Genomic DNA, 18377 nt, shown 5'->3' with positions numbered 1-18377 from the left:
GACTTTCAAAAAATCACCATGGCACAAGAAATCGTCACGCGCTTCGCACCGTCCCCCACCGGCTTCCTCCACATTGGCGGCGCCCGCACAGCGCTGTTCAACTGGCTCTTTGCCAGGCATCACGGCGGCAAGATGCTGTTGCGCATCGAGGATACGGACCGGGCACGCTCGACCCAGGAAGCGATCGATGCCATTCTGGACGGTCTCGACTGGCTCGGGCTCGACTGGGACGGCGAACCCGTTTCGCAGTCTTCGCGTGTGGAGCGTCATAGACAAGCCGTGGAACAGATGATCGCGGCCGGGGCGGCGTACCGGTGCTACTGCTCTGCCGAAGAAGTTGAAGCCATGCGCGAGAAGGCACGCGCGGAAGGCAAACCGCCACGCTATGACGGCACCTGGCGCGACCGGGACCCGTCGGAAGCTCCGGAAGGCGTTGCGCCGGTCGTGCGCATCAAGGCTCCGCTGGAAGGCGAGACGGTCGTCGACGATCTGGTCCAGGGCCGGGTGGTGATCCCGAACAAGGACCTGGACGATTTCGTCCTCATGCGCTCCGACGGCGCTCCCACATACATGCTGGCCGTCGTCGTCGATGACCACGACATGAATGTCACCCACATCATCCGCGGCGTAGACCACCTGACCAATGCCGCCAGGCAGACACTGATCTTCCAGGCGCTTGGCTGGGATGTGCCGGCGATGGCCCATGTTCCCCTCATCCATGGTCCGGACGGAGCCAAGCTGTCCAAACGCCACGGCGCAACCGGTGCGGAAACCTACCGGCAAATGGGTTATCTGCCGCAGGCCCTGCGCAACTATCTGGCGCGCCTCGGCTGGAGTCACGGCGACGACGAAATCATGTCCCTGGAGGATATGATCAAGTGGTTCGGACTGGACGCCATCGGCCAGTCTCCTGCCCGGTTCGATTTCAAGAAGCTGGAAAATCTCAATGGCCACTACATGCGCAGCACCGACGACGCCGAGCTGCTGGAGCACTGGAAGGTGTATCTGGTTCACGCCGAAGACGGCGCGGACGTGCTGACCTGGTTGTCGACGGGAGACAACGAAAACACCGCTCTGACGGCCCTTCCCGGCCTCAAGGAACGGGCCAAAACACTGGTGGAACTGACTGAAAGCGCCTCATATCTCTGGCGCCAGCGGCCGCTCGATACCGATGAAAAAGCCGAAAAGATCCTGACCGACGAAGCAAAGACGATACTGGGCGAGTTGCATGGCGTGCTCTCATCGGTCGCAGACTGGGATGCAGAGCCGCTGGAAGCGGCCGTAAAAGCCTATGCGGAAGACAAGGACCTGAAACTCGGCAAGGTTGCCCAGCCCCTGCGCGCGGCTCTTACCGGACGCGGGGTTTCGCCGGGGATCTATGATGTCCTGATCGCCCTGGGCCGGGAGGAATCCCTTGCCCGTATCAGGGATCAATCCATATAGATCCCGGATGGCGGTATTGCGCACCCTGCACCACCTGAAGTAATTCAGGCGGGAGGCGGATCGCGGACGAGCCTGTCTTTGACCAAAGCGCTATCTCGGCCTGCTTGCGGCACTGCGGTAAATGGGATACGCAAGATCCGAAAATGTCTCCAGTGCCGTCCGACAACCGAAGTCGGGGCCCTTCGGGTGAGGGCCAGTCATCAGGGCGGCGCGACAGGATAACGTAAAGGGGTTTTCTGAATGGCCGACAACAACGCCAAGCTCAACGTCGGTGGCAAAGACCACGATTTCGACGTTCTTGACGGATCCATCGGACCGTCGGTTGTGAACATTTCGTCCCTGTATGGTGACACAGGCATGTTCACATACGACCCGGGCTTTACCTCGACTGCATCTTGCGAGATCCAAGATCACCTATATCGATGGTGACGAAGGCACGCTGCTTTACCGCGGATATCCCATCGAGCAACTCGCCGATCATGGCGACTTTCTCGAATCCTGCTATCTGCTGCTCTATGGGGAATTGCCGACGAAGGTGCAAAAGGACGACTTCGTCAATCGCGTGACCTACCACACGATGATTCATGAGCAGATGTCCCGCTTCTTCACGGGCTTCCGCCGGGACGCCCATCCGATGGCCATCATGGTCGGAACCGTGGGCGCGCTGTCGGCTTTCTATCACGACTCGACCGACATCACCGATCCGCACCAGCGCATGGTCGCTTCCCTGCGGATGATCGCAAAGATGCCGACGATTGCCGCAATGGCATACAAGTACCACGTCGGCCAGCCGTTCGTGTATCCGCGCAACGACCTGAGTTATGCGGCCAACTTCCTGCATATGTGCTTCGCTGTTCCCTGTGAGGAGTACAAGGTGAACCCGGTCCTGGCGCGCGCCATGGACCGCATCTTCATCCTGCATGCGGATCACGAGCAGAACGCCTCCACATCGACGGTCCGTCTGGCCGGCTCCTCCGGGGCGAACCCGTTTGCCTGTATCGCCGCCGGCATCGCCTGCCTGTGGGGTCCGGCCCATGGCGGTGCGAACGAAGCAGCTCTCAACATGCTTTCGGAGATCGGTTCCGTTGACCGGATCCCGGAATTTGTGGAACGGGCGAAAGACAAGAACGATCCGTTCCGTCTCATGGGCTTCGGTCACCGGGTCTACAAGAACTATGATCCGCGTGCGCGCATCATGCAGAAGACCACCCACGAAGTGCTGGGCGAGCTGGGCATCAAGGACGACCCGCTCCTCGATGTTGCGATGGAACTGGAGAGAATGGCGCTCAACGACGATTATTTCGTTGAGAAGAAGCTCTATCCGAACATCGACTTCTACTCGGGCATCACGCTGCGTGCGCTCGGCTTCCCAACCACCATGTTTACCGTGCTGTTCGCGCTGGCGCGTACCGTCGGCTGGATCGCACAGTGGAAGGAAATGGTGGAAGATCCGTCTCAGCGCATCGGCCGCCCGCGTCAGCTCTATACCGGTGCGACCAAGCGCGACTACACGCCGATCGACCAGCGCCGCTAAGACAATAGGTGCAAAATCAAATCGACCCGGGCATCCCGGGTCGATTTTTTATTGGTGCGACACCGGAACCGTGAAGCCTGCTCGCAAACCGGTGCCTATCGCCGTTCCGCTTTCATGGCCCCCAGAACGACATCCGCAGCCGCGCCACGCTGGCTGTAGCCGTCCGGCAGGCTCATCACCTCGTCAAGGCGCGTCAGCTCTGAGACCTGCTCCCGCCGCTCTGTGCTGTCGGTCAGAAGTTCCTTCAGATGAGCGGCCAGAACATCTGCCTGCACCTCTTCGTCCAGGAATTCAGGAATCGCCTTCGTGCCGAGAATGATGTTCGGCAGCACGAAGGAATCCACGCTGGCGACCTTGAAAAAGCGGTTGAGTTCCTTGAGCCTGCGGAAGGCCCAGTCAACCTTGTAGGCCACGACCATCGGAACGCCCGCAAGCGCCAGTTCCAGAGACACCGTGCCGGAGGCTGCCAGCGCAGCATGCGCACGGCGGAATGCCGCCTTCTTGGCTTCCAGGCCGGTGACGATCTGCGGCATCGCAGGCCAGTCCGAGACGCCTGCACGAATCTTGTCTTCAAGATGCGCAACGGCCGGCAGAACGATCTGGATCTCCGGCAGCTCCTGTTTCACTTTGGCAACCGTGTCACCGAATACATCCAACAGCCGGTCAATCTCACTGCGCCGACTGCCGGGAAGAACCAGGAGAACCTTTTCAGCGCCGTTCAAGGGTGCCCGCTCCCCTTCCCTGGGCCGTAATTCCCCGGCATTCTCGCTCAGGGGATGACCCACATAGTGGGTGCGTGGTCCGCCGAGGCGCTCGTGCACATCCGGTTCGAAGGGAAGCAGGGCCAGAAGCTCATCCACATAGCGGCTCATTTTCCTGGCGCGCCCTGGCCGCCAGGCCCATACGGACGGAGAAACATAACCGACGATGGGTATGTGCGGCGCTCTCTTGCGCACCCGCTTTGCAACGTTGTGGGTGAAATCCGGACTGTCGATGATCACCAGAACGTCCGGGTCAGCGGTCACGACCGCATCCACGGTCTGGTAGACGCGTTTTACGATGAGGGGCAAACGGGCCAGAACGGCGGTGAGGCCCATCACCGAGACATCGGACAGGTCAAAGAAGCTGGTCATGCCGAGCGCGGTCATCCGCTCGCCGCCGACACCGCAATAGCCAACGCCGTCCCCCAGCCGCTCATTGAGGGCTTTCATCAGCTCCGAGCCGAGTTGATCGCCGGATTCCTCGCCGGCAACAAGACATATGGTCGGCCGGGTGCCGGTCATTGATCGCCGGGTCCCGCAGCATTGCCGCGGTTGATGCCGATCACGAACAGGCCTGCAGCATCGGCTTTGCTCAGGGTCTCTTCCCTTTCGGCGACCAGCGCGCCGTCAGCTTCCACGGCGATGCCGGCAAGGCCGGCAGCCTGGGCCAGATCTATGGTCCTGGGACCGACCGTTGGAAGATCGACCCGTAAATCCTGGTCCGGTTTCGCCGTCTTGACCAGAACACCCGTATGCGCCTTCGCCCGTATCCGGCCGATCCGCTTCAGCTCCGCACAGCGCTCCAGCATGGCATCGGTTCCCTCGGCGCCTTCCAGTGCGACAACGCGCCCGCCAACGGCAATCGCCGCCTGGCCGATATCCAGTTCACCGAGTTTTTCCGTGGCTCTCAAGGCCAGCTGCAAATCCCGCCAGTCGTCCTCTTTGGGCCGGATACGGCCCAGGACGCCACTGGATGCCAGCAACTGCGGTGCAACATCCTTGATCCCCACGACGCGATACCCCTCATCTTCAAACAGGCGGATCACCTTGGTCAGCAGGCTGTCGTCGCCGCCGGCCAGGGCCCTGATGATGGTTGGCAGCCGCTTGAGCGTGCCAAAGTCTCCCAGAATCGACGTGAAATCGGGCCGCTTGGACACGCCCCCGATCAACAAGACCTCGCGGCAGCCCGTCTTTTCCAGGAAACCGTAAAGCCGGCCGATTTCGCCCCAACCGATTTCCGCATTGGCGCGCTGGCGGGTCATCTCGTCGGCTTCGCCCCTGATGGCAATTACCTGGAAGTCACGCCCGGCGCTGTTCAAGGCGTCCGCGACCTGGCACGGGAGGCGGCCATTGCCGGCAATGAGGGCGATACGCGCCATGGCTGCCAGGTCCGCCCCGGACATGGTGTCAGTCTTCGCTGCGCGGTGTGCAGAACCGCCGGTCGTCCTTTTCAAGGATGAAGTCGGTGACGGTCTTCACCAGCGGCTGGTCCCTGTACTCGGCGGCCACGCCTTCCGCCCGGCTGCGAAGCGTGCCCTCGTTGCTTTCGAACAGCGCCCTGTAGGCGGAACGCAGCGCATGGATCTGTTCGCGCGGAAAACTGGCGCGCTTGAGGCCGACCAGGTTGAGGCCGCCCAGACTTGCCCTGTTGCCGGTCACCATGCCGAACGGAATAAGGTCGTTCTCAAGTCCTGCAAGACCGCCGACGAACGCGTAACTGCCAATCCGCGTGAACTGAATGACCGCCGAACCGCCGCCAAAAATGACGTTGTTTCCGACGTCGACATGGCCGGCAATCATCACGTTGTTGGACAGGATGACCCGGTCGCCCACGTGACTGTCATGGCCCACATGCGAATTCGCCAGAAAGGCGCATTGATTGCCGATCGTGGTAGACATGCCACCACCCGCCGTACCTGGGTTGATCGTCACGCCTTCGCGGATGATACATCCTTCGCCGATTTCAAGGGTCGCGGCCTCACCGCGATATTTGAGATCCTGGGCCTGGTGCCCGACGGAGGCAAAGGGAAAGATGCTGGTTCCCGCGCCAATGGTCGTTATTCCCGATACGGCAACATGTGATTTCAACTCGACATTGTCGCGCAGCTGCACCTGCGGCCCGACCACGCAATATGGCCCGATACGAACCCCGTCTCCGATCACGGCCCCGTCTTCAACAATGGCCGTTGGATGAATTTCAGTCATATTTCCTCACGCATCTATCAGCATGGCGCTGACTTCTGCTTCTGCGACCTTGGCACCGTCCACCCTGGCGACGGCATCGAACTTCCAGATGTTGGAACGTTGCTTGATCTTTTGAACGTGAAAGTGAACCTGATCGCCAGGTTCCACCGGTTTGCGGAACTTGGCCCTGTCGATGGTCATGAAATAAACAAGCTGTGGCGGCGCATCGACGCCCCGCGCATGAACGCACAGAGCGCCTGCAGTCTGTGCCATGGCTTCGATCAGAAGAACCCCCGGGAACACCGGTCTTCCCGGAAAATGGCCGGTAAAATGCGGTTCGTTGATGGTGACGTTCTTGATGCCGATGCAGCTTTCATCACCATTCATCTCGATGATCTTGTCGATCAGCAAAAAGGGATAACGGTGCGGCAGAAGTTTCATGATTTTCATGATGTCTGCGCTTGCAAGTGTATTATTTTCTGCGTCTTCCATGAAATGCCCCTTGGCGGATTTAACGCCGCAAAGTCCCAATTCGAATTATCGTTTACGATCCGCCGCCACGCTCTGCAAGTTTTCTCACGGCCGCGACCTCACGGAACCACTGTTTTACCGGTTTTGCGGGTGTCCCGCCGTAACGGCCGCCCGCCGGCAGGTCCTCGCTGACAACACTTACCGCCGCAACCTGGGCGCCCATGCCGATCGTCACATGACCGCGCACGCCTGTCTGACCGCCGATCGCGACGAAATCTTCCAACGTGCAACTGCCCGACAGGCCGACTTGTGAAACGATGACGCAATGACGGCCGACCACGACGTTGTGGCCAATCTGAACCTGGTTGTCGATCTTCGTGCCTTCGCCAATCACCGTATCCCGGTTCGCGCCCCGGTCGATGGTGGTGCAGGCACCGATCTCGACATCGTCCTGAATGATCACGCGGCCGACCTGGGGAACTTTCAGGTGGCCCTGCGGCCCCATGGCATAGCCGAAACCGTCCTGTCCGCAGCACACGCCCGGATGCAGGTAAACGCGGTTTCCAAGCACCGAGTGCTGGACCGTGCAATTCGCGCCGATGACGCAATCCCGGCCGATCTTCACGCCTCTGCCGATAACCGCATTGGCCCGGATGACCGTCCCGGCGCCGATCTCGGCACCGGCGCTTATGACCACACCCGGCTCCACGGTCACATTCTCTTCAAGAGACGCTCCGGGATCGACGCTCGCCCGCTCCGATATGGCAACTGGTGCGGGGTCCTTCGGCACCATCGCCTCGGGAAAGAGCCGCGCCAGAACCTTGGCCCAGGAGCGATAGGCGTCGGCACATACAAGGACGGCGACCCCGTCAGGCACCTTGTCCTTGTGCCGCTTGGTGACGAGACAGGCGGCCGCCGTGGTGGCCTGAAGCTGCTTCAGGTAGGCCGTATTGTCGAAAAAGACGAGAGCGCCCTGCCCGGCATCTTCAAGCGGCGCCACGCCGGTGATTTCCAGCGAGCCGTCCCCGCGCTCGATCTCCGCTTCCGCCCAGGAAGCGATGTCCTGCAGGGACACGGAGGCAGGCATTGTAAAAAACTTTGGCTCGGACATGACACTATCCTCATTGCCGCCAACAAAAACGGCCGCCGATCACTCGGCGGCCGTCTTCTATCCTATATGACCGCGATTTAGAAGCGGGTGCCGCCACTCAAGCGGAATATCTGCGTCTTGTCGGCATCGTCCTTGACGAGCGGATAGGCAAAATCCGCGCGCAGAGGTCCGAAGGGAGAGTTCCAGCGGATGCCGGCGCCGACGGACGCGCGGATGTTGAAGTCGTTCGAGTCGATCGAGCCGCCGCCGTTTTCCACGAGATTGACCAGATTGCTGTCAGCATCCCAAAGAGAGCCGGCATCGGCGAATACGGCACCGCTCAACCCGAATTCCTTCGGAAGGACCGGGAACGGGAACCGGGTTTCAGCCGTGGCGGCGAAATAGAACCGGCCGCCGATTGCATCCTCGGTCGCCGCATCGCGCGGACCGATGCCCTGGTTCTCGAAACCGCGAACGAGGGTGCCGCCGAGCATGAACTGTTCGGAGACACGCAGACGTTCGTCACCGAGGGCCATGATGTTACCGCCGCGCACCGACAGGCTGCCGACCAGGCCGTAGTCTGCAAGGATTTCCTTGTAGGCACGCGCCTGAGCTTCGGTCTTGATGTAGTAGCTGTCGCCACCAACGCCTGCGAATTCCTGACCAAAGGAGGCATAGAAGCCGTCCGAAGGATCGACGTTGCGGTCCAGCGTGTTGTAGCGCAGTTCGTAGCCCACCAGCGATGTCAGATACGTTCCGAGCGAGTCACAGATCGCAAGGGACAGATCGGCGGTGTTACAGTTGTTGATGTCGGTCGAGCGATCGTTCGGATCCGAGTTCTCTTCCTGGAAGATATTGTAGAACAGACGCAGGGTCAGCTCTTCTTCGCGGAGAGGCAGAGTGAACCCGAAACCGCCGCCGGTCTTCTTCTGGTCGAACGAGCGGTAGTCGTTGGCATCGTCCACCTTGCGGTAGAGGTCCAGATCCAGGGCAACCCGCCGGCCCATGAAGAAGGGCTCGATGAAACGGAACTCGTAGGACTGGGTGTCCGTGCCGCCGCCAACGGCGATCTTCACAAACTGACCGCGGCCAAGGAAGTTCTTTTCGGTGAGCGAGATATCACCAATGACACCGTCCACGGTCGAATAGCCGACACCGAAGGAGATTTCGCCCGTGGGCTTCTCTTCTACACGAACGTTGACCACAACACGATCGGGGGCGCTGCCCTGCTGGGTCGTGATGGCCACGCGCTCGAAGAAACCGAGATTCCGCAGGCGGCGCTCCGCCTTGTCGACAAGCGCCCGGTTGAAAGCGTCACCTTCGGCAATGTCGAACTCACGGCGAATGACATATTCGCGCGTCCGATCGTTGCCGATGATGTTGATGCGCTCAATATAGGCGCGCGGGCCTTCCTCGATGTAGTAGATCAGCGAAATCGTGTTGTTTTCGTAGTCACGTGCGCCGCGCGGACGAACCCGTGCAAACGCATACCCGTCCTCGGACACGCGCAAGGTGATGTCTTCGACGGTCTGTTCGACACGAAGCGAGTTGAAAGTCTGACCGCTGCGCGTACGCAGCAGTCCGCGCAGCTCGTCCGGATCGACATCGGGCATGGTCGAGACGATTTCCACGTCGCCGATCTCGTATTTCTCGCCCTCTTCCACGGTGAAGGTGACGTAGAAGATGTTCTGCTCGCGATCGAGGTCCGCGCTCACGGAAACGACGCGGAAATCGGCAAAGCCCTTCTTGTTATAGTACTGACGCAGCAGTTCCTCGTCAGCGGCCAGACGATCGGGATCGTAGGTGTCGGTGCTGCGCAGCCAGCTCAACAGGCCGCTTTCACGGGTGCGGATCACGTCGCGCAGCCGGCTGTCGCTGAAAGCCTCGTTGCCGATGAAGCTGATACGCTCGACACCGGTCTTCGCGCCCTCGTTGATTTCAAAAACGAGATCGACGCGGTTCTGGCCGCGATCGATGATCTGCGGCTCAACGGATGCACCGTACCGGCCGGACCGGCGATAGGCCTCCAGAATGTTCTGTACGTCCGCCTGCACCTTGGCACGGGACAGCATCGAGCGCGGCTGGGAGCGAACGGCCGTTTCCAGCGCATCATCCTTGATCTTCCGGTTTCCTTCGAAGGAAACGCGGTTGATGATCGGGTTCTCCGTCACCGTTACGACGACGGTGCTGCCACTCGGGGTGATATCGACCGTGGCAAACAGACCCGTTGCATAAAGCGCCTTCAGGGACTCATCGACATCGAACGCGGTGTAATTGCGCCCCGGAGCGATGGTCATGTAGCTGATGACGGTTTCGTCCTCTACCCGGGTATTGCCGCGCACCTGAATGCTTCTGGCGACGGCTGCCTGCGCCTCTGTCACAAATGACAGGAAGCCAAAGGGCTGAGGCAAAGCCGACCCGATCGAAAATACGGCTGCCGCCAACAGAACGGCCCGTGTAAGTTTCTGCAATCGCTGCATTATTGCGCTATGCCTTTGTTACAAATACCTCTCCCGAGAATCCGCACTCACCCCAGCAGAATCTCGGAACCGACGAGTGTTTTATAGGTTTTTACCGATAACGCAACCGCCCTCCCGGGCCGAAAGCGATTTAGTCAGAAGACGTTGCGACAATGCCACGGCCCCCTACGACATGTTGGTGATGATCCGCATGATGTCCTTCCACGTCACGAAGACCATCAGCATAAGTACCAGTCCTAAACCAATTCTGAACCCAACGTCCTGAACCCTTTCGCTCAAGGGTTTTCCGCGCAGCGCTTCAGCGGCGTAATAGACGAGGTGTCCGCCGTCGAGAATCGGAACCGGCGCCAGATTGATCAGCCCGATGCTGACCGACAGGATCGCCGTGAGACTGATCAGCGGCAGAATGCCGAGATCGGCCACCTGGCCGGATATCTGCGCCACGCGAATGGGGCCGCCGAGCTGGTCCGCGGACTGGCGCTGCGTGATCACGCCCCAGACGTAGCTGACCGTGCCTTCGATGATGCGGTAGGTTTCCTTCAGCCCCTCGTTGAACGCGCCGACCGGTCCGTACTTGATGCGCACCAGATATTGCGGATCGCTGGACCCGCGGACGCCGATATCTCCGGCCATCTGCACTTCGCCCGCGAAGAGTTCCTTTTCCCGCGCCTCCGGCGTGACCGCGAGCTCCACCCGCTTTCCGTCGCGTTCGACCTCGAAAACCAGCGGCGTGTTCGCGTTCATCAGCACGACCTGGCGCAGTTCACCGAAGGTCTGGACTTCGCGCCCGTTGATTTCCTTGATGACGTCACCGGCCTGAATGCCGCCACGTTCGGCGGCCCTTCCGGGGAGCACTTCCTCGACAACCGGCTGAATGCCCTCCTTGCCGAGTGACATGAACAGGAGGGTGAATATCACGATCGCAAGAAGGAAATTGGCCAGAGGCCCGGCCGCGACTACGGCCGCTCTCTGCCAGACCGGCTTGGCCACGAAGGCGGTCTTGCGTTCCTCGGCGCTCATGTTGGCGATCCGCTCGCGGCTCGGAACGCTTGCGGCGTTCTCGTCGCCGGCGAACTTCACATAGCCGCCCAGAGGGATCATGCAGAGTTTCCAGCGGGTTCCCTGCTTGTCGGTCCGGCCGAAGATCTCGCGTCCGAACCCGACGGAAAACGCATCCACCTTGACGTTGCACCAGCGGGCAACTCCGAAATGTCCGAGCTCATGAAAGAAAACAACCACTGTCAGAACGAACAGAAACGGAATGATCGTACCGACAATGAAGTCGTATGCGAAAAGAAAAAGTTCCATCAAGGCGTCCGATCTGCTCAGCGTGGATTGGTCAGAACCACTGTACTAAAGGTAAAATTGCGGCGTGTTAATGGGGCGACGGAAATTTCCAGAAGCTCCACCAGATTACACACACACCATAATAAGCCGTGGAAACTATAGCGACCGGGAGTTTATCCACTCTTGCGTTTTATTGCGAACTTCCAGGTCGAGCGCCAGGACATCGTCCACGCTTGCGGAGGCGGTCAGATGGCCGTCCGATGCCAGCCGGTCGAGCACGGCTTCGATTGCCGCAGGGATGTCGAGAAAACCGGCGCGACCCGACAGGAAGGCGTCAACGGCAACTTCGTCCGCCGCATTGAGGGCAGCGGGCGCCGCACCGCCGGCCTTCATGGCCTCGATGGCAAGACCGAGGGCCGGAAACCGGTCCAGGTCCGGAGCTTCGAAGGTCAGCGTTCCAAGTTCCGCCAGGTCGAGCCTTTTGACCGGCACGGGTATCCGGCGCGGAAACGCGAGGCAATGAGCGATGGGCGTGCGCATATCCGGACTGGCGAGCTGCGCGAGCAGCGATCCGTCCCTGTACTGGACCAGGCCGTGAACCGCGGATTGCGGATGCACGAGAACACCGAGCTGTTCGTGGTGCACCGGAAAAAGGAATGAAGCTTCAATGACTTCAAATCCCTTGTTCATCATTGTCGCGCTGTCGATGGTGATGCGGGCGCCCATGTCCCAATTGGGGTGCTTGAGCGCCTGTTCCGGCGTCACGTCGGCCATGGCAGCCCTGGAGAACGTCCGGAAGGGCCCTCCCGAGGCAGTCAGAAGGACTTTTTCGATCTGGTCGGCCTTGTCCGATTCAAAAACCTGAAAGATGGCATTGTGTTCGCTGTCGACCGGCAGAAGCTCGGCGCCGGTCTGCCGGATCTTTGCCATGAACAGGTCGCCGGCACAAACAAGGCACTCCTTGTTGGCAAGCGCAATCCGGCGGCCGGGTTTGATGGCGGCCATGGTCGGCGCAAGACCGGCGGCACCGACGATGGCACCGACGACCAGATCGGCGTCCCTATCGACCGCCTCCAGCACGGCAGCCTCCCCCGCGGAGACTTCGATGCCGCTGCCGTGCAATAGATCCGCGAGCTCGCCGTAGCAGGCCGTGTCGGCCAGAACCGCCGACGAGGTGTTCAGCCGCCGGGCCATGTCCGCAAGCGCACCGGCATTCCTGTTCGCCACAAGGGCGACGACATCGAACCGCTCGCGATTGCGCTCGATGAGGTCCGCCAGGCTCTGTCCGATCGAGCCTGTCGCGCCCAGGACAATGAGCCGGATCGGTGCGCTGTCGTCCCATCGTGGGGTTCCGGCCGCCATCTTGTTACTCCAATTTCAGTTCAGGCCGAGACCTGCGATCGGGTCTGCCAGAGAGCCACCGGAAATCAAGCCGATCAGAACCGCGAAAATGGCAGCGGTAACAAGTCCGTCGATACGGTCCATTATGCCGCCATGTCCGGGGATGAGGCGGCTGGAGTCCTTGACGCTGAACCGGCGCTTGACAGCCGATTCCATGAGATCGCCGCCTTGGGAGACGATCGACAGGCCGGCCGCCAGCAATGCCCACAGCCAGAGACTGTCAGCCTCCCCGGCATAAGCCACGCCCGCACCGCAAACCGTCGCCAGCAACAGCCCGCCAATCGCCCCCGACCAGGTTTTTTTCGGCGAAACGCGTGTCCAGAGCTTCGGACCGCCAATGGCCCGGCCCGTGAAGTAGGCAAAGATATCCGTTGCCCAGACGACGAGCAGCACAAAGAACGTGAACAGCAGTCCCTCTTCCCTCACGGCCAGAAGCGCAAAGGCAGAAAGCCCGCTGAACAGAACGCCTATTGCGGACCACCGCCCGGCCCGGGAAAACCCGCTGAAGGCATAAGCGGCCAGGGCGGCCAACACCACCACCGCCAGTGCGGCCTCCGGCAGTCCCGAATAATCCAGGACCACGACGGCCACCATGGCCCCGTGCCCGATGACGGATGGTGCCGAAAGCTGGGACGTTCCGGTAATCGAGAGCCATTCCCACAGGAAGAGGACCGCGGCGACCACCACCAGGAGGGCATATGGCGCGCCCCCGTAATAGGTGATCAGCAACACCAGCGGTCCCAGGATCACCGCGGAAAGCAGCCTCAGACCAAGATCGGACAGTTTTTTCGAGGTGTTTTCGGATTGTGCCATTAGCGGGAGCCGGACGTCACAACGCCTTGGCGTCGAGACCGCCATACCTGCGCTCCCGGCTGCAGAAGTTGTTCAGGGCTTTTTCGAACGCCGCTTCGTCAAAGTCCGGCCAGTGCTGCTCGCAGAAATAGAACTCCGAGTAGGCAGCCTGCCACAGGAGAAAATTGGAAAGGCGCATCTCGCCGCTCGTCCGGATGATCAGATCAGGATCCGGCAGTCCGCCCGTATCGAGTGCTTCCGAAATATCGGCTTCGGTAATGTCGTCGGGCTTCAGGTCGCCGGACAGCACCTTTTGGGCGAGGGCTCTGGTCGCGCGAAGGATCTCCGCGCGGGCGCCGTAATTGAAAGCAACGACAAGGTTCAGCCCGGTGTTGTTCCGGGTCAGGTCCTCTGCCTCCTGCAAAAGCGAGGCAATGCCCGGCTCGAGATCACTTCGGCTGCCGATGATGCGAATGCGCGTGTTGGCCTCGTGGAGTTCGCTCAGGTCGCGCTGTACGAAACGGCGCAGGAGACCCATGAGGAAGGAGACTTCCGTTTCAGGCCTGCTCCAGTTTTCGGACGAGAAGCTGTAGATCGTTATGACCTCGATGCCGATCTTGCCGGCATGCCGGATCGTGCGACGGAGCGCCTCCAGGCCCTGGCGGTGCCCTTCCGTGCGAGGAAGCCCGCGCGCGGTCGCCCAACGCCCGTTGCCATCCATGATGAAGGCAACGTGGCGCGGCAGTTTTGCGCTGGAACTCTCCGCAGCAGGCACTTGCGGGTGCCGGTCCGGGCTGACGCTCATAAGCTCCCCCAACTCGCAGGCTCCGGTCGTGTCAGACCTGAGAGATTTCCTGCTCTTTCTTTTCCAGCATGGCGTCCACTTCGCCGATCATCTGATCGGTCAGTTTCTGGACCTCGTCCGATGCCACGCGGCTGTCGTCCTGAGAGATGTCGCCATCCTTTTCCGCCTTTTTCGCGGCATCCATGCCATCGCGGCGCACATGACGGATCGCCACCCTCGCCTGCTCGGCATATTTGTGAGCGACCTTGACCATTTCCTGACGCCGCTCCTGGTTGAGCTCGGGGATCGGCAGGCGCAGCAACAGGCCATCGACAACCGGGTTGAGGCCCAGGTTCGATTCGCGGATCGCCTTGTCAACGGCGGAGACCATGGTCTTGTCCCAGACCTGGACTGCAAGCATGCGCGGCTCGGGAACGGAAATGGTGGCCACCTGATTGATGGGCATGGACTGGCCATAAGCTTCCACCGTGATCGGGTCCAGCATGGATGAGGACGCACGGCCGGTTCGAAGGCCTGCGAACTCGGTCTTCAACACTGAAAGAGCTCCCTGCATCCGGCGCTTCAAATCGTCCAGATCGACACCTTCTACCGACATTTTGTCCTCACTGTTGTCATGTGCTTGGCTTAATGGAATCCCGGCGCGCGCCAACATGGCATAAACGCGCCGAAACACAAGAGCTTGCGCCGGAATAAGGCGGCAAAATAGTTCAGCCCCCGACGACTGTATAGGTGCCTGTTTCCTGAAGCACACTGACGAGAGCGCCGGGTGTGTGGATAGAAAACACGATGACGGGGATGGAGTTGTCGCGCGCCAGTGCAATGGCCGTCGTATCCATGACCTTCAGGTTGCGTGTTATGATCTCATCATAGCCAAGCGTCAGGTAGCGTTCGGCATCCGGATTGAGCTTCGGATCTTCGGAATAAACACCGTCCACCTGCGTGCCTTTCAGAAAGGCATCGCATTTCATCTCGGCCGCACGCAGGGCGGCGCCACTGTCGGTGGTGAAAAACGGATTGCCGGTACCGCCCGCAAACACGATGACATCGCCATCTTCCATGTAGCGGTCTGCGACGCGCTGCGTGAACGTTTCGCAGATCGAAGGCACCGGAACGGCGGAAAGGACGCGTGCATTCACCTTCAGGCGACGCAGGGCGTCGGCGAGGGTCAGGCTGTTCATGATCGTCGCCAGCATGCCCATATGGTCGCCGGTGACGCGATTGCCCCCCTTGGCGGCCACGGCCACGCCGCGGAAGATATTACCGCCGCCCACGACGACGCCGACCTGTGCTCCAAGAGCGACTGCGTCGGCAATTTCCTTGGCGATCCTCTGCACGATGGCCGGATCGATCCCAAACGCCTGCGAACCCATCAAAGCCTCGCCGGAGAGTTTCAGGAGGATCCGTTTCCAACGCAAGGAATTCGTCATGGGTGCACCCTATAAAAATTATCTTTCCAAAAAAAGCGCCGGTCTTGCCGGCGCTTTTTCTTGAGCTTACTGCCCGGTGGCTGCTGCCACCTCCGCGGCAAAGTCTTGCTCTTCCTTTTCGATCCCCTCGCCCAGGGCAAAGCGGACGAATCCGGTGAGCTTGACTTCGGTGCCCAGTTCTTTCGCGAGCGCCTCAACAGCCTGCTCAACCGTCTGGTCCGGGTTGATGACGAAGGCTTGTTTCACGAGGGTAACTTCCTCGTAGAATTTGCGCAAACGGCCTTCCACCATTTTTTCAATGATGTTTTCCGGCTTGCCCGATTCCCGGGCCTGCTCGGAAAAGACTGCCTTTTCACGCTCGACAACGGCTTGGTCCAGCTCTTCGGTGTTCAGAGCCAGCGGGCTGGTTGCGGCAACATGCATGGCGATCTGACGGCCGAGAGCGTTCAGCCTGTCCTTGTCGCCTGATGATTCCAAAGCAACCAGAACGCCGATCTTTCCGAGGCCTTCCGCCACGGCGCCGTGAACATAGGTGGCGACAACCCCCGTGTCAGCCGAAAGAACGGCTGAGCGGCGCAGGGTCATGTTTTCGCCGATCGTGGCGATCGCGTCGGTAATTGCATCGGCTACCGGCTTGCCACCGAGATCAGCACCAGCAACGGCTTCGACGGAACCGTCGGTCGTCATGGCAACCTTGGCAACCTTGGACACCAGGTCCTGGAAGCCGTCGTTGCGGGCAACGAAGTCGGTTTCCGAGTTCAGTTCGATAACGGCGGCCTTGGAGCCTTCGGTCGCCACACCGATCAGGCCTTCGGCGGCCACGCGGCCGGCCTTCTTGGCCGCCTTGGCCAGGCCCTTGGTACGCAGCCAGTCAACAGCCGCTTCCATGTCACCGCCGGTTTCGTTCAGGGCGGTCTTGCAGTCCATCATGCCAGCGCCGGATTTCTCGCGGAGCTCTTTTACCATCGCAGCGGTAATGCTCATCGATTGCCTCGTGGATGGGGGTTTCGGGTGAGACACGGTTCAGCCTATAGCTTTCCGCGCCTTTATGACGGGACTGCAACACGTTGCAGCCCGTCTTGCGAATTCAACATAAAACTGCCGCGAAGGCTCGCGGCAGAAATGCCTCAGGCCTGAGGAGCAGCTTCCGTTTCCGCCGGAGTTTCTTCCTGAGCGGTTTCAACGAGAGCCTCTTCAACCGGCGCTTCTTCCGATTCGCCGATATCCATGCCGGAGGCGCCCTGCGCGCGGGAAATACCGTCGATGGCAGCACGGGAGATCAGATCGCAGTAGAGCGACAGCGCACGGCCGGCATCGTCGTTGCCCGGAACCGGATAGGTGATGCCTTCCGGATCGGAGTTGGAATCGAGGATCGCTGCGACCGGGATGCCCAGACGGCGGGCTTCCTGGATGGCGATGGCTTCACGGTTGGTATCGATCACGAAGATCAGGTCCGGGATACCGCCCATGTCCTTGATACCGCCCAGGTTCCGTTCGAGCTTTTCACGCTCGCGGTCCATGAACAGGCGCTCTTTCTTGGTCAGCGCGTTGGCTGCGTCGGAAGAAAGCGTTTCTTCCAGCTTGCGCAGACGCTGAATGGAGCCTGAAATGGTCTTCCAGTTGGTCAGCATGCCGCCGAGCCAGCGGGCATTGACGAAATACTGGGCAGAATTGCGTGCTGACGCAGCAACAGCTTCCTGAGCCTGGCGCTTGGTGCCGACGATCAGAACGCGGCCGCCACCGGCAACGGTGTCGGAAACGGCTTTCAGCGCCTGATGCAGCAGAGGAACGGTCTGGGACAGATCCATGATGTGAACATCGTTGCGTACACCATAGATGTACTGGCCCATGCGCGGGTTCCAACGGTGTTTCTGGTGACCAAAGTGCACGCCAGCTTCCAGAAGCTGACGCATAGTGAAATCGGGCAATGCCATGGCCCTAATCTCCTGAGTTTTCCGGTTTGACCTCCGCAAGAGGATGTGGGCCGTCAGATTTCTCCAGGCGGCCACCGGATGGACCCCGATAGACTCGGTTTCCGCCCCTTGCGTGTGGAATTCGGGCCTTATAGTTGGGCAGGATGTTTATTTCAAGGCCCATGCTCTGCTTTTCTTGGATACTCTCCACCAGGAACGGGCGCGGTGAGCCGGGCGAAAAGGTTCGGTGTTCGCGGCCGGTCCAAAAAGCCGGGCCGCATTGACCTCCTGCCTGGTAATTTTTAACAGGGCTTCACGTCACCAATTCAGGAAACGGACATTTTGACAACAAAAGGCATAAACCATCTGGGACTGACCGTCCGTGATCTCGATCAGACCACGACTTTTTTCACCGATATACTGGGATGGGAACTGCTTGCAAGGGACGACAGCTACCCGCGCACAACGGTCTCCGACGGCCACTGCCGTTTCACGCTGTGGCAGGCGGACCGCACGCGGCCACTGACGGACTTCGATCGCAAGACCAATATCGGCCTGCATCACGTGGCGATCGAGGTCGCCAGCAAGGAAGACCTGCTGGCAATGGCCGCAAAACTCCGTGCCTGGCCCGGCGTGCAAATTGAATTCGAACCGGAACCTGTGGGAAACGGCGCGCGCATGCACATGATGTTTTGCGAGCCGGGCGGCATCCGTATGGAAATCATCTGGCCTGCCGGTCAGTGACGCGGGCCGCTTTCCCCTTAAGAAGGGTTCCTGTCCCGCGCAAAC

16 protein-coding genes and 1 pseudogene are annotated in these 18377 nt (G+C 60.3%); 3 read left to right on the top strand and 14 right to left on the bottom strand.

Features of this window, described 5'->3' with window-relative positions; all coding sequences use genetic code 11:
- Positions 1-18: 18 nt before the first annotated feature.
- Together gltX and gltA are read left to right on the top strand one after the other, a co-directional pair.
- A complete protein-coding gene (gene gltX, locus ON753_RS09195; RefSeq protein WP_265962227.1) occupies positions 19-1443 on the top strand; it encodes a glutamate--tRNA ligase in 1425 nt (474 codons plus the stop codon).
- Positions 1444-1683: 240 nt separating this feature from the next.
- A pseudogene (gene gltA / locus ON753_RS09190) lies at positions 1684-2977 on the top strand (citrate synthase).
- Positions 2978-3072: 95 nt separating this feature from the next.
- Here gltA and lpxB read toward each other — a convergent pair.
- From lpxB to rpsB, 14 genes are all read right to left on the bottom strand, one after another.
- A complete protein-coding gene (gene lpxB, locus ON753_RS09185) occupies positions 3073-4260 on the bottom strand; it encodes a lipid-A-disaccharide synthase (protein WP_265962226.1) in 1188 nt (395 codons plus the stop codon).
- Positions 4257-5141 carry an LpxI family protein gene (locus tag ON753_RS09180; RefSeq protein ID WP_265962225.1) on the bottom strand — a complete coding sequence of 295 codons (885 nt, stop codon included), beginning with the start codon at positions 5139-5141 and terminating at the stop codon, positions 4257-4259. The genes lpxB and ON753_RS09180 overlap by 4 nt, the downstream gene beginning before the upstream one ends.
- 4 nt (positions 5142-5145) lie before the next feature.
- Entirely contained in the window at positions 5146-5943 is a 798-nt protein-coding gene (gene lpxA / locus ON753_RS09175; RefSeq protein ID WP_265962224.1) for an acyl-ACP--UDP-N-acetylglucosamine O-acyltransferase, read from the bottom strand.
- A 6-nt stretch (positions 5944-5949) separates the two neighbouring features.
- Positions 5950-6414, bottom strand: a complete 465-nt coding sequence (fabZ, locus tag ON753_RS09170; protein WP_265962223.1) for a 3-hydroxyacyl-ACP dehydratase FabZ — start codon at positions 6412-6414, stop codon at positions 5950-5952.
- Between the two features lie 52 nt (positions 6415-6466).
- Positions 6467-7504: a UDP-3-O-(3-hydroxymyristoyl)glucosamine N-acyltransferase gene (gene lpxD / locus ON753_RS09165; RefSeq protein ID WP_265962222.1), complete on the bottom strand. Its 1038-nt coding sequence runs from the start codon at positions 7502-7504 to the stop codon at positions 6467-6469.
- Between the two features lie 77 nt (positions 7505-7581).
- A complete protein-coding gene (bamA, locus tag ON753_RS09160) occupies positions 7582-9963 on the bottom strand; it encodes an outer membrane protein assembly factor BamA (protein ID WP_265962221.1) in 2382 nt (793 codons plus the stop codon).
- Between the two features lie 165 nt (positions 9964-10128).
- Complete coding sequence (gene rseP / locus ON753_RS09155) at positions 10129-11271, bottom strand: RIP metalloprotease RseP (RefSeq protein ID WP_265962220.1); 1143 nt, start codon at positions 11269-11271, stop codon at positions 10129-10131.
- A gap of 135 nt (positions 11272-11406) precedes the next feature.
- Positions 11407-12612, bottom strand: a complete 1206-nt coding sequence (locus ON753_RS09150; protein WP_265962219.1) for a 1-deoxy-D-xylulose-5-phosphate reductoisomerase — start codon at positions 12610-12612, stop codon at positions 11407-11409.
- 15 nt (positions 12613-12627) lie between these two features.
- On the bottom strand, positions 12628-13464 hold the full coding sequence (locus ON753_RS09145; protein ID WP_265962218.1) for a phosphatidate cytidylyltransferase: 837 nt from the start codon (positions 13462-13464) through the stop codon (positions 12628-12630).
- Positions 13465-13480: 16 nt separating this feature from the next.
- On the bottom strand, positions 13481-14248 hold the full coding sequence (locus ON753_RS09140; RefSeq protein WP_265962217.1) for an isoprenyl transferase: 768 nt from the start codon (positions 14246-14248) through the stop codon (positions 13481-13483).
- Between the two features lie 31 nt (positions 14249-14279).
- A complete protein-coding gene (frr, locus tag ON753_RS09135; RefSeq protein ID WP_265962216.1) occupies positions 14280-14843 on the bottom strand; it encodes a ribosome recycling factor in 564 nt (187 codons plus the stop codon).
- 112 nt (positions 14844-14955) lie between these two features.
- Positions 14956-15675 carry a UMP kinase gene (gene pyrH / locus ON753_RS09130; protein ID WP_265962215.1) on the bottom strand — a complete coding sequence of 240 codons (720 nt, stop codon included), beginning with the start codon at positions 15673-15675 and terminating at the stop codon, positions 14956-14958.
- Between the two features lie 66 nt (positions 15676-15741).
- Positions 15742-16659 (bottom strand): translation elongation factor Ts, encoded by a 918-nt coding sequence (gene tsf, locus ON753_RS09125; protein WP_265962214.1) that lies wholly within the window; start codon positions 16657-16659, stop codon positions 15742-15744.
- Positions 16660-16802: 143 nt separating this feature from the next.
- Entirely contained in the window at positions 16803-17609 is an 807-nt protein-coding gene (gene rpsB / locus ON753_RS09120) for a 30S ribosomal protein S2 (RefSeq protein WP_265962213.1), read from the bottom strand.
- A 321-nt stretch (positions 17610-17930) separates the two neighbouring features.
- Here rpsB and ON753_RS09115 point away from each other — a divergent pair, with 321 nt between their 5' ends.
- Positions 17931-18332 (top strand): VOC family protein, encoded by a 402-nt coding sequence (locus tag ON753_RS09115; RefSeq protein ID WP_265962212.1) that lies wholly within the window; start codon positions 17931-17933, stop codon positions 18330-18332.
- The last annotated feature ends 45 nt before the right edge of the window (positions 18333-18377 follow it).

It is taken from the genome of Roseibium salinum (assembly GCF_026240905.1).
Classification (GTDB): domain Bacteria; phylum Pseudomonadota; class Alphaproteobacteria; order Rhizobiales; family Stappiaceae; genus Roseibium; species Roseibium salinum.
Note: the sequence above shows the minus strand (reverse complement) of the source record. Positions and strands in the feature narration are given on the sequence as shown.

Excerpts from the sequence above, each read along its gene's own strand:
- gltX (WP_265962227.1), top strand. The coding sequence starts at position 19 with ATGGCACAAGAAATCGTCACGCGCTTCGCACCGTCCCCCACCGGCTTC.
- lpxB (WP_265962226.1), bottom strand. The coding sequence starts at position 4,260 with ATGACCGGCACCCGGCCGACCATATGTCTTGTTGCCGGCGAGGAATCC.
- ON753_RS09180 (WP_265962225.1), bottom strand. The coding sequence starts at position 5,141 with ATGTCCGGGGCGGACCTGGCAGCCATGGCGCGTATCGCCCTCATTGCC.
- lpxA (WP_265962224.1), bottom strand. The coding sequence starts at position 5,943 with ATGACTGAAATTCATCCAACGGCCATTGTTGAAGACGGGGCCGTGATC.
- fabZ (WP_265962223.1), bottom strand. The coding sequence starts at position 6,414 with ATGGAAGACGCAGAAAATAATACACTTGCAAGCGCAGACATCATGAAA.
- lpxD (WP_265962222.1), bottom strand. The coding sequence starts at position 7,504 with ATGTCCGAGCCAAAGTTTTTTACAATGCCTGCCTCCGTGTCCCTGCAG.
- bamA (WP_265962221.1), bottom strand. The coding sequence starts at position 9,963 with ATGCAGCGATTGCAGAAACTTACACGGGCCGTTCTGTTGGCGGCAGCC.
- rseP (WP_265962220.1), bottom strand. The coding sequence starts at position 11,271 with ATGGAACTTTTTCTTTTCGCATACGACTTCATTGTCGGTACGATCATT.
- ON753_RS09150 (WP_265962219.1), bottom strand. The coding sequence starts at position 12,612 with ATGGCGGCCGGAACCCCACGATGGGACGACAGCGCACCGATCCGGCTC.
- ON753_RS09145 (WP_265962218.1), bottom strand. The coding sequence starts at position 13,464 with ATGGCACAATCCGAAAACACCTCGAAAAAACTGTCCGATCTTGGTCTG.
- ON753_RS09140 (WP_265962217.1), bottom strand. The coding sequence starts at position 14,248 with ATGAGCGTCAGCCCGGACCGGCACCCGCAAGTGCCTGCTGCGGAGAGT.
- frr (WP_265962216.1), bottom strand. The coding sequence starts at position 14,843 with ATGTCGGTAGAAGGTGTCGATCTGGACGATTTGAAGCGCCGGATGCAG.
- pyrH (WP_265962215.1), bottom strand. The coding sequence starts at position 15,675 with ATGACGAATTCCTTGCGTTGGAAACGGATCCTCCTGAAACTCTCCGGC.
- tsf (WP_265962214.1), bottom strand. The coding sequence starts at position 16,659 with ATGAGCATTACCGCTGCGATGGTAAAAGAGCTCCGCGAGAAATCCGGC.
- rpsB (WP_265962213.1), bottom strand. The coding sequence starts at position 17,609 with ATGGCATTGCCCGATTTCACTATGCGTCAGCTTCTGGAAGCTGGCGTG.